The sequence below is a fragment of the Streptomyces zaomyceticus genome, from assembly GCF_014656215.1.
Classification (GTDB): Bacteria; Actinomycetota; Actinomycetes; order Streptomycetales; family Streptomycetaceae; genus Streptomyces; species Streptomyces zaomyceticus.
This window is the reverse complement of the sequence record NZ_BNBZ01000025.1, coordinates 92819-103257: the sequence shown is the minus strand read 5'-3', so window position 1 is coordinate 103257 and position 10439 is coordinate 92819. Positions and strand designations below refer to the sequence as shown.

Annotated in this window: 10 protein-coding genes and 1 pseudogene; 7 read left to right on the top strand and 4 right to left on the bottom strand. The window is 74.6% G+C overall.

The annotated features are described in order from the left end of the window. Nucleotides 1–369: pseudogene (locus IE311_RS36870) on the bottom strand (heme-binding protein); the annotation flags it as partial. Between the two features lie 118 nt (nucleotides 370–487). On the opposite strand from IE311_RS36870, the gene IE311_RS27485 reads away from it, so the two are divergent. The 3 genes from IE311_RS27485 (at nucleotide 488) to IE311_RS27475 (ending at nucleotide 3644) form a co-directional block, all read left to right on the top strand. Beyond that, complete coding sequence (locus IE311_RS27485; RefSeq protein WP_189834515.1) at nucleotides 488–1657, top strand: sensor histidine kinase; 1170 nt, start codon at nucleotides 488–490, stop codon at nucleotides 1655–1657. Beyond that, complete coding sequence (locus IE311_RS27480) at nucleotides 1657–2277, top strand: response regulator (protein WP_030223700.1); 621 nt, start codon at nucleotides 1657–1659, stop codon at nucleotides 2275–2277. Before IE311_RS27485 ends, IE311_RS27480 begins: the two co-directional genes overlap by 1 nt. Nucleotides 2278–2438: 161 nt before the next feature. Continuing rightward, nucleotides 2439–3644: an FAD-dependent monooxygenase gene (locus IE311_RS27475; protein ID WP_189834522.1), complete on the top strand. Its 1206-nt coding sequence runs from the start codon at nucleotides 2439–2441 to the stop codon at nucleotides 3642–3644. Nucleotides 3645–3703: 59 nt separating this feature from the next. On the opposite strand, the gene IE311_RS27470 is transcribed toward IE311_RS27475, so the two are convergent. Both IE311_RS27470 and IE311_RS27465 read right to left on the bottom strand, forming a co-directional pair. Beyond that, on the bottom strand, nucleotides 3704–4534 hold the full coding sequence (locus IE311_RS27470; protein WP_189834514.1) for an ABC transporter permease subunit: 831 nt from the start codon (nucleotides 4532–4534) through the stop codon (nucleotides 3704–3706). Further along, the gene (locus IE311_RS27465; protein ID WP_229902196.1) at nucleotides 4531–5682 is read right to left on the bottom strand and encodes an ATP-binding cassette domain-containing protein; all 1152 of its coding nucleotides are present in this window, start codon (nucleotides 5680–5682) and stop codon (nucleotides 4531–4533) included. Before IE311_RS27465 ends, IE311_RS27470 begins: the two co-directional genes overlap by 4 nt. A 132-nt stretch (nucleotides 5683–5814) precedes the next feature. Here IE311_RS27465 and IE311_RS27460 point away from each other — a divergent pair, with 132 nt between their 5' ends. From IE311_RS27460 to IE311_RS27450, 3 genes are read left to right on the top strand one after another with little or no spacing between them, the layout of a single operon-like run. Beyond that, nucleotides 5815–7143 (top strand): sensor histidine kinase, encoded by a 1329-nt coding sequence (locus IE311_RS27460; RefSeq protein WP_189834513.1) that lies wholly within the window; start codon nucleotides 5815–5817, stop codon nucleotides 7141–7143. Next, nucleotides 7140–7847 carry a response regulator gene (locus IE311_RS27455; RefSeq protein WP_189834512.1) on the top strand — a complete coding sequence of 236 codons (708 nt, stop codon included), beginning with the start codon at nucleotides 7140–7142 and terminating at the stop codon, nucleotides 7845–7847. The genes IE311_RS27460 and IE311_RS27455 overlap by 4 nt, the downstream gene beginning before the upstream one ends. Nucleotides 7848–7860: 13 nt before the next feature. Then, nucleotides 7861–8361: a hypothetical protein gene (locus IE311_RS27450; protein WP_189834511.1), complete on the top strand. Its 501-nt coding sequence runs from the start codon at nucleotides 7861–7863 to the stop codon at nucleotides 8359–8361. A 22-nt stretch (nucleotides 8362–8383) separates the two neighbouring features. Here IE311_RS27450 and IE311_RS27445 read toward each other — a convergent pair whose 3' ends face one another. After that, the gene (locus IE311_RS27445) at nucleotides 8384–9052 is read right to left on the bottom strand and encodes a pentapeptide repeat-containing protein (RefSeq protein ID WP_189834510.1); all 669 of its coding nucleotides are present in this window, start codon (nucleotides 9050–9052) and stop codon (nucleotides 8384–8386) included. A 110-nt stretch (nucleotides 9053–9162) separates the two neighbouring features. Here IE311_RS27445 and IE311_RS27440 point away from each other — a divergent pair, with 110 nt between their 5' ends. Then, on the top strand, nucleotides 9163–10380 hold the full coding sequence (locus IE311_RS27440) for a phytoene desaturase family protein (RefSeq protein WP_229902195.1): 1218 nt from the start codon (nucleotides 9163–9165) through the stop codon (nucleotides 10378–10380). Nucleotides 10381–10439: the final 59 nt, after the last annotated feature.

Sequence of the window (10439 nt, the reverse complement as noted above, 5' to 3'; positions counted from 1 at the left end):
GACGGCGACGGAGACCCGCTGGTTCTCCTTCTCGGCGGCGTCCAGGGTCGCCTGCGCGGCCTTGGTGGCGGCCTCGATCGTCAGGTGCGTCGACTGCTGGAGGTTGTCGTCGCCGGCGTCGGCGCGGACCACGGCGGCGGGGGCGGCGGCCGGGGCGGAGGCGTTCGCGGAGACGGCGCCGAAGGTGCCGGCGGCGACGACAGCGGCGGCGGTGGCACCGAAGAGGATCTTCTTCATGGGGAACTCCGTGAGGGTGAGGAGGGGAGGAACTGCGAGGAGAAGTGGGCCGAGCCGAGGTGAACCGCTCAAGCGGTCCGTCCTTCGCTCTGCAATCCATCCTGTGGCCGGAACCCGGGCCGTTCGGTCCACGGTCCGGCTGCCCTCCTCACGCACACTGGACGACGACCGGGTCAGCCGATCGGCTGATGCCCCCGTGGTCCCTCCGGGCCAGGATGGACACATATGACCAGGTCAGGAAGGTGAGAACGTGACGCGGCCGACCGAGACCGACCGGGACCCCGACGCCCTCTGGCTGGCGCGGGTCATGCACATCGCCTTCTTCCTCCTCCTCGGCGCCTCGCTCGCCCGCTTCCTGCTGCGCCACCCCTGGGAGGACCGCAGCCCCTGGATCGTCGCCCTCTCCGGCGCCCTCGCCTCCCTCTACCTCCTCGGCCCCGTCGTCGGCACCCGCGCCGCGCCCCGCCGGATCGCCTGGCTGAGCACCGTCGTCGCCGTCTGGATCCTCCTCGTCGTCCTCGCCCCGAGCTTCGCCTGGTGCGCGGTGCCGCTCTTCTACACGGGGCTGCGCACCCTCCCGGCGCGGGCCGCGCTCGGCCTGGTCACCCTGCTCACCGCGTTCGTGGTGTTCGCGCAGGTGCAGCTCGCGCACGGCGGCTGGGACCCGAACCTGATCGTCGCCCCGCCGGCCGTCGCCGCCATCGCCACCGGGGTCTTCGTGTACTCGGACCGGCAGGCGGCCCGGCAGCGAGCCCTCATCGACGACCTGATCCGGACCCGGCGCGAGCTCGCCGCGATCGAGCGCCGCGAGGGCACCCTCGCCGAGCGGCAGCGTCTTTCGATGGAGATCCACGACACCCTGGCGCAGGGCCTGTCGAGTCAGCAGATGCTGCTCCAGGCGGCCGACCGCACCTGGGACAGCGACCCGTCGACCGCGCGCCGCCATGTCCGTACCGCCGAGTCCATCGCCGAACGCAACCTCGCCGAGGCCCGCCGCTTCGTGCACGACCTGGCCCCCGCCGACCTCGCCGAGGGCGGGGGGCTCGAAGAGGCGCTGCGCGGGCTCGCGGCCCGCGAGTCGGCGGCCTTCCGGGTCGACGGGGCCGCCGTCCCGCTCCCCGAGCGGGTGCAGTCGGCACTCCTCCGGATCGCGCAGGGCGCCCTCGCCAACATCCGTGAGCACGCCGGCGCCGACTCCGCCGCCCTGACCCTCACGTACCTCGACGACCAGGTGGTCCTGGACATCGCCGACGACGGCCGGGGCTTCGACCCGGCCGAGAGGCCGGGCGGGGTGCGCGGCCACGGACTGCCCGCGATGCGGGTGCGGGCGCAGCAGCTGGGCGGCACCCTGACAGTCGAGTCCACCCCGGGCGAGGGCACGGTGCTCTCGGCCGCGATCCCGCTCTCCCTGGAGTCCTGATGTCCGTTCGGATCCTCCTCTGCGACGACCATGTCGTCGTCCGCGCCGGCCTGCTGGCCCTGCTCGGCAGCACCCCCGACATCGAGGTGGTCGGCGAGGCGGGCAGCGGCGAGGAGGCCGTGGCCATGGCGGCGAAGCTGAAGCCCGACGTCGTTCTGATGGACCTGCAGCTGGGTGCGGGCATCGACGGCGTGGAGGCGACCCGGCTGATCGCTCCCACGGGGGTCCACGTCCTCGTCCTCACCACCTACGACACGGACGCCGACATCACCCGGGCGATCGAGGCGGGGGCCACCGGCTATCTGCTGAAGGCCGAGCGGCCCGAGGAGCTGTTCGCCGCCATCCACTCGGCGGCCCAGGGCCGCACCGCCCTCTCCCCGCCGGTCGCGAGCCGGGTCATGGACCGCATGCGGGGCGCGGCGGGCCCGAGCCTCACGGACCGGGAGCGGGACATCCTCGGCCAGCTGGGGCGCGGTCTCGGCAACCGCGAGATCGCGCGGGCCCTGTTCATCAGTGAGGCGACGGTGAAGACCCATCTCGGGCGCATCTACGCGAAGCTCGGCGTCGACACGCGCGCGGGCGCGGTCGCGGTGGCGAAGGAACGACGCCTGCTGCCGTAGGCACGTCCTGCCGTAGGCACGTTCTGCCCGTACGCGTGAGTCCCGCCGTACGCGCGAGCCTGCCGTCATCCGCGTCCGGTCCGTACGCACGGCCCCCCGCTGCTACTGTGCGTTGCTTCCCGACCGCACAGTGTCAAGACTCAGTTCCCGTGGGAGCGCACGTGAAGCTCGCGATCGTCGGCGGCGGTCCCGCCGGCCTCTATCTCTCGATCCTGCTGAAGCGGCAGGACCCCGCCCATGAGATCACCGTGTACGAGCGGAACCCCGCGGGCTCCACGTACGGCTGGGGCGTGACGTACTGGGCCGGGCTGCTCGACAAGCTGCGCGCGGGCGACCCCGAGTCCGCGGCCGCCGTCTCCGACGCGTCCGTGACCTGGAACGACGGGGTCGCCATCGTCCGCGACGAACGGACCGTCCACCGGGGCGACGCGGGCTTCGGGATCGGGCGGCGGCGGATGCTCGCCCTGCTCGCCGACCGGGCCGAGGAGCTCGGCGTACGGGTCGAGTTCGAGCACGACATCCCCGGGCCCGGCGCACCCGAACTGGCCGACGCGGACCTGGTCGTCGCCGCCGACGGCGTCAACAGCGCGCTCCGCGAGGCCCACGCCGACCACTTCGGCAGCACGGTCACGAGCGGCCGCAACCAGTACATCTGGCTCGGCACCACCAAGGTGTTCGACTCCTTCAGCTTCGCCTTCAAGGAGACCGAGCACGGCTGGATCTGGTGCTACGCCTACGGGTTCAGCGGCGAGCGCTCCACCTGTGTCGTCGAGTGCTCCCCGGAGACCTGGACGGGCCTCGGCCTGGACACGCTCGGCGAGGCCGACAGCCTCCACCTCCTGGAGAAGCTGTTCCACGACCTTCTCGACGGGCACGAGCTGATCGGCCGCGACCGGGCCGACGACCCCGCCCAGTGGCTGACCTTCCGCACCCTCACCAACCGGGTCTGGCACCGCGGCAACCTGGTCCTCCTCGGCGACGCCGCCCACACCACGCACTACTCGATCGGCGCGGGCACGACCCTGGCCCTGGAGGACGCGCTCGCCCTCGCGGACGCGCTGCGCTCCGGCGGGGACCTCGACTCCGCGCTCACCGGGTACGGGAAGCGGCGCCGGGCCGAGCTCGTCTCCGCGCAGAGCGCGGCCCGCTACAGCGCCCAGTGGTACGAGAACCTCCCCCGCTACATGCGCCTGGAGCCGGCCAGGATGTTCGCGCTCCTGGGCCAGCGCCACTCGCCGCTGCTCCCGCACATCCCGCCGCAGCTCTACTACCGGATCGACCGGGCCGCCGAGCAGCTGGAGCCACTGCGCCGCCTCAAGCGCTGGCTGGGCCCCCGGGTGGCCCGCGCGGTGCACGGCCGCAGCTGAACGTCCGCTCCTCCCCCGGGCCGTCACTTCCGGATCGGAGGAGACGACCCGGCCCGGCGTCACACGCCCCGGCGGTGGACCGCGACCAGCGCCACCGCCACGGAGGCGAGCGACCAGACCGCGTACACCGTCCACGCCCCGGCCGCCGTCCACGGGAACTCCACCGGCACCGGCGACTCCCCGATCTCCGTCAGCCGCCGCCACGCGCCCTGCGGCAGGGCGTGCAGGACCGTCGCCGACCAGCGGCTGCGACCGTCGACGAGCGCGGGCAGCAGGAGCAGGACACCGGTGAGGGTGACGATCGTCGTCGCCGTGTGCCGCAGCAGCGCGCCGAGGCCGAAGCCGACGAGCGCGCACACGGGGGCGAGCAGCGCGGACGCGGCGACGGCCGACGCCGCGCCCGGGTGACCGATCGACATGCCGGCGTCCCGGCCGGACAGCACCGCCTGGGTGGCGGCGAAGGACACTCCGGCGACGAGGGCCCCGTGGACGAGCATCACGGCGGCGAGGACCAGGGCCTTCGCCGCGATCACGGCCCGCCGGTCGGGCACGGCGGCGAAGGTCGTACGGATCTGCCCGGTGCCGTACTCGCCGACGATCACGAGCGCGCCGACGGCACCGGTCGCGAGCATGAACACCATGGCCCCGCCGAGCGTGAAGGCGTCCCGCATCGCCCAGATGGGCACGAAGAGTTCGCGGATCCCCTCGGAGTAGCGCGGATGGTTCCGGTAGTCGGCGAAGGTCGCGTTGAGGTTGACGCAGAGGGCGGCGAACGCGCCGACGCCGAACGCCCAGGGGGTGGAGCGCAGGGACCACAGCTTCATCCACTCGCCGGCGAGGAGATCCCGGAAGCGGGCGTCGACGGCCCCCGTGGGGTACGCGGCGTTCATCGGGCTCCGCCCTTCCGCCGGTACTCGACGCTGTCCGCGGTCAGTTCCATGAACGCGTCCTCCAAGGACGAGCCCCGCGAGGAGAGTTCGGCGAGCGGGGTGCCGTGCCGGAAGGCGAGCACGCCGATCCGGTCCGCGCCCATCCCCGTCACCACGAGTGGTCCCTCCGCCGCTCGCGGAGCTCGCACGGTGGCGCCGGCGCGGGTCAGCACGGCGGCGAGTCCCGGTCCCTCGGCCGGGTCGGCGGTCCGCACGGTCACACCGCGTCCCGCGCCCCCGCCGGTGCCGCGCGCGGCGAAGTCCGCCAGGCTCTCGGCGGCGATCAGCCGCCCGCGGCCGATGACGACGAGGTCGTCGGCGGTGTGCTCCATCTCGCTCATCAGATGGCTGGAGACGAACACCGTGCGCCCCTCGGCGGCGAGCCGCCGGAACAGCCCGCGCGCCCAGAGCACCCCTTCCGGGTCCAGGCCGTTGACCGGCTCGTCGAAGAGCAGCACGGGCGGGTCGCCGAGCAGGGCGGCGGCGATTCCGAGCCGCTGCTTCATGCCGAGGGAGTAGCCGCCGATCCGGCGCCGGGCCGCCTCGGCGAGGCCCGCCTCGCCGAGGACCTCGGCGACCCGGCGGCGCGGGATGCCGTTGGTGCGGGCGAGCGCGGCGAGATGCCCCTCGGCGGTCCGGCCGCCGTGCACGTCGTGCGCGTCGAGGAGCGCCCCGACGTGCCGCAGCCCCCGGGGCAGCTCCCGGAACCTCCGCCCGTCGACGGTGGCACTCCCGGAGGTCGGCTCGTCGAGACCGAGGATCAGCCGGAGGGTCGTGGACTTCCCGGCCCCGTTGGGCCCGAGGAACCCGGTGACGCGCCCGGGCCGGACAGTGAACCCGAGCCGGTCGACCGCGAGTCGCCCGGCGGCGGCGGGGCGGTCGGCGGCAGGGCCGGCGGCGCCGTCGGCGGCGGAACCGGCAGGGCGAACGGCGGCGCGGTCGGCGGCTGAACCGGCAGGGCCGGCAGGGCCGGCAGGGCCGGCAGGGCCGGCAGGGCCGGCAGGGCCGGCGAGGCGAACGGCGGAGCGGCCGATGACGGGGCGGCCGATGACGGGGCGGCCGCTCGACCGGCGGCCGTAACGTTTGGTCAGTTCGTCTACTTCGATCACCCGGTCCACGCTGCCGGGACCACACCCCCGCCGGCATCGGCCCGCCGGCGACAAACGACCAGCGCACAGTGGCCCGCGGGCGTACGCCCCGAGGCCGATGTCCGGCCGCCCGCCCGCACCTACGATCGGCCCATGCCCGCCACCACCGCGCCCACCGGCACCTCCGCGCCCGCCCTCGCCCCCGGCGGACGGGCCGCCGCGATCCTGGCCTGGTGCGCGGCCGCCGCACACCCCTTCGTCCTCTTCACGGGTGTGCAGGCGGGACCGTTCCGCTCCACCGGGCTCCGGCTCTTCCTCACCGCCGTCGGCGTGGGTCTCCTGCTGCCGCTCGTGCGGCGCCGGCCCGAGGTGGCGCTCGGGCTGCTCCTCGTCGGTCTGTTCGCCGCGTCCATGACCCGGCCGGACCCCGAGCCGATCTACCTTCCGATGCTCGCCGCCGACGCCTGCGTCGGTCTGCTGGCGGCCCGGCGTCCTCGGTGGGTGGCGCTGTCCGCCGCCGCGGCGACACTCACCGTGCAGATCGCTTCGGCGCTGTACCTGACCTCCGGCCACGACATCTTCGTCACCACGGTCGTGGCCCTGGCGCTCGCGCTGCTCACCGCCGGGCTGCTCGGCCACTCCGCCCGGGAGCGGCGCGCGCACGCGGCGGAGCTGCGTGCCCGGACGGCGGCCGAGGCCGTCACCGCCGAGCGGCTGCGAATCGCCCGCGAACTCCATGACGTGATCGCGCACAGCATCGGTGTCATCGCCATCCAGGCGGGCGTCGGCCGCCGGGTCATCGAGACCCAGCCCGCCGAGGCCCGCAACGCGCTCGCCACCATCGAGACCACCAGCCGGGAGACCCTGGCCGGTCTGCGCCGCACCCTGGGCGCGCTGCGGGCCCCGGCGAGGGACACCCCGGGGCGGTCCGCGGGACCGGGCTCCGGGCCCACCGCTGTCGGACGGGGTCCCGGGGACGGGCTCGCGCCGCGCGACCCGGCGCCCGGCCTCGCCGACCTGGACCGGCTCACCGCGTCGACGGCGGACGCGGGCGTCCGGGTCGAGGTCCGGCACCTCGGGGACCCGGGACGGCCGCTGCCTCCGGAGGTCGATCTGGCCGCGTACCGGATCGTCCAGGAGTCGCTGACCAATGTCGTACGCCACGCGGGCACGCCCGCCTGCCGGGTGACGGTGGAGCGGGGCGAGGACGCCCTGCTCGTCGAGATCACGGACGACGGCCCGGCCACCGCGGCCACCCCGGCCACCGGATCCGCCTCCCCCGGCGGAACGGGATACGGCATCGTCGGCATGCGCGAACGGGCGGCGCTCCTCGGCGGCCGCTTCTCCGCCCGGCCGCGCCCCGGCGGCGGCTTCCACGTGACCGCCGAGCTGCCCCTCCCCCTGCCCCTGTCCGCGGCCCCGACTCCCGCCCCGGCCACGTCCTTCCCGCTCGCCGCCCAGGAAGGAACCCCCACCCCGTGAGCGCCGCCCCCGTCGAGGTCCTCCTCGTCGACGACCAGCCGCTGGTACGGGCGGGGCTGCGCGTCCTGATGGCGGACAGCCCCGACCTCGTCGTGGTCGGCGAGGCGGGCACGGGCACCGAGGCGGTCCGGCTCGCCCGCGAGCTGCGGCCGGACGTGGTCGTGATGGACGTGCGGATGCCCGGCATGGACGGCATCGAGGCCACCCGGATCGTCACGACGGGCCCCGACGCGCCCCGGGTCCTCGTCCTCACCACCTTCGACGACGACGAGTACGTGTACGGCGCGCTCCGCTCCGGCGCCAGCGGCTTCCTGGTCAAGGACATGGCCGTGGACGACATCCTCGCGGCGGTCCGGGTGGTCGCCGCCGGGGACGCCCTGATCGCACCGGGCGTCACCCGCCGTCTGATCGAGGAGTTCGCGGCCCGCCCCGAGCCCGCCGGCCCACCGTCCGCGCGGACCCGGCCCGGCCGCGCCGAGCCCACCGCCTCCCTCCCGCCCCGTGCGCTCGCCGGGGTCACCGCGCGGGAGCGCGAAGTGCTCGTCCTCGTCGGCCGCGGTCTGTCCAACGGGGAGATCGCGGAACGGCTCCACATCAGCGCGGCCACGGCGAAGGCGCACGTGGCGCGGCTCTTCACCAAGCTGGACGCCCGTGACCGGGTGCAGCTGGTGATCCTCGCGTACGAGGCGGGCCTGGCGCCGTGACACCATCGGTTCCGTGCTCGACATCGGCTACTCCCTCTCGCGTCGCTTCCCCGACCCGCCGCAGACCGACTACCGCAACGCGGACGTCCACGCCCTGCGCCACGACCTGTTCTGCGGGGACGTGTACCTCGCCGACACCAAGACGGACCGCGAGGTGTCCACAGCCTGGGGATGGGTGCCGGTGCTCGACTTCGCCTGGGCCCTGTGCGACATCGTCGAGCAGCTCGACCAGGACCCGCGCGGCAACCGCTCCGCCAAGTCGCAGTACGCCGAGCTGGACTTCACCGAGTCGTCGGACCGCATGCTCTTCGAGCGCCGCTTCGGCTGGGTGGACGTCGAGGCCGACTGGATGCCCGGCGACGAGCCGCCGGTCACCTTCAACCACTCCGCGCTGCGCCGCGAGTCCCGCGACTTCCTCCACGACCTGATCGCCGACCTCACGGACATGCACGAGGGCCTCGCCGACAACCCGGCCATCTGGTCCCTCCAGGCCCGCTTCCCCCGCCTGCCCTGACCCCCGCGACGCGGCTCCCCGCTCACTCCTCCACCCGCACCCCCAGCTGCGCCGCGAGCACCGGCGCCAGGTCGAGGAGCTGGGACATCGAGATCACGGCGCCCGCGAGGGACTCCACCCCGCGCGCGATCTCCAGACGCTGGACCCCTCTCAGATCCACGTCCTTGAGCCGCGCTCCGCTGAAGTCCGCCCCCGTGAGCACGCAGTCCACGAACTCCACCCGTTCGAGCGAGGCGCCCCCGAAGTCGGGCTCGCTCAGCACACACCCCTCGAAGACGACGTCCTTCAGCTTCGCCGCCCGCAGGTTCAGATAGTCGCTCTTCCCGCCCCTCACGACGACTCTCTCCAGCACCGCCCCGTGCAGCTGCGCCCCGCCGAGCCGCGCGTCCACGACCTCCACGTCCCGCAGCTGCGCCCCGGCGAGGACCGTCCCCACCCCCCGTACGCCAGTGAGGACCGAGTCGAGGAACCGGGCCCCCGTCAGCCGCGCCTCGTCGAGCCCGCAGTCCCGCAGCGCGCAGTCCAGGAACCGCGCGCCCTCCCCCGACCCGCCCGTGAGATCGAGCCCGGTCAGTTCGAGGCCGTCGTAGTCCCCGTCCGGCTCGAGACCGCCCTCGTACGCCTCCAGGGGAGGCAGCCGCACCTCCGGCCGCCGCGCCCCCGCCACCTTCTTCTTCCTGTTCGCCGCCATGACCCCATGGTGATGTACGCCACTGACAGCGCCCCCGATGTCACAACCGCGCCGCCGTCCGCCGTCTCCCGTTCAGGACGGGACACACAGGGGACGCGAGGGAGACCGACATGCGGAAGCTCACGATCATCGGCGGCGGCTTCGCCGGACTGACCGCGGCCATCACCGCCGCCGAGGCCGGCACCAGGGTGACCCTGTACGAGGCGCACCGGACGCCCGGCGGCCGGGCCCGTACCGCAGAGGGCCCGTACCGCACCAACGAGGGACCCCACGCGCTCTACGCCCGCGGCCCCCACTGGACCTGGCTCAAGCAGCGCGGCCTCCTCGGACCCCTCGCCCCGCTGCCGGCGGCCGAGTCCCTCCGGTTCCGCTTCCACCGCGCCGGTGCCCTGCGCCGCGTCCCGCCGCTCGGTCTGCTGCGACAGTCCCTCCGTACCGCCGAGAAGGCCCCCGTGGACCTCGATTTCCACAGCTGGGCCACCGGGCTCGCGGGCGAGCGGGCCGCGCGTGAGGCCGCCGCCTACGCCGGGGTCGCGCTCTTCCACCACGACCCCGGCGGGCTCTCCGCCCGCTTCGTGCAGGAGCGGCTGCACCGGGCCGCCGCCCTGCCTCCCGAGGCCCACTACCTCCGCGGCGGCTGGGGCGAGCTGATCGAGCGGATGGTCGCGCGCGCGTGGGAGACGGGCGTGCGGATCGAGACCTCGTCCCGGGTCGACAGCCTGCCGGTCGGCGAGGGGCCGGTGGTCGTCGCGACCTCGCTGCCCGCCGCCGCCCGGCTTCTCGGCGACCCGTCGCTGACCTGGGAGAGCGGCCGTACCGTCCTGTTCGACCTGGCGTTGCGCACCCGCAAGGGGGACCCCTTCGTGGTCTCGGACCTGGACGCGCCGGGCTGGCTGGAGCGGTTCACCGCCCAGGACCCCTCGCTCGCCCCGGCCGGGCAACAGCTGATCCAGGCGCAGCTGCCGATCGGCCCCGACGCGACCAAGGCGGACGGTGTCGCCCACGCGGAACGCCTCCTCGACCTCGGCTTCCCGGGCTGGCGGGAGCGGACGGTGTGGCGGCGGGAGTCGGTCTCCCAGGGGCGTACGGGGGCGGTCGACCGTCCCGGTACGACCTGGCGCGACCGGCCGGCCGTCGACCGGGGCGACGGGGTGTATCTGGTGGGCGACCAGGTGGCGGCGCCCGGGGTGCTGTCGGAGGTGTCGTTCACGAGCGCGGTCGAGGCGGTGTCGCTGACGCTGCGCGCGGGGCGCCCCGCCCTCGGCCGGGGCCGTGGGCCCGTGCCGGGGAACGGCCCCACTACGGGCCTTGACCTCAAGCATGCTTGAGGTCAGAGGCTGATCCCTGTCACCACCTCGCACCACGACTCACGAAGACAGGGGAACCA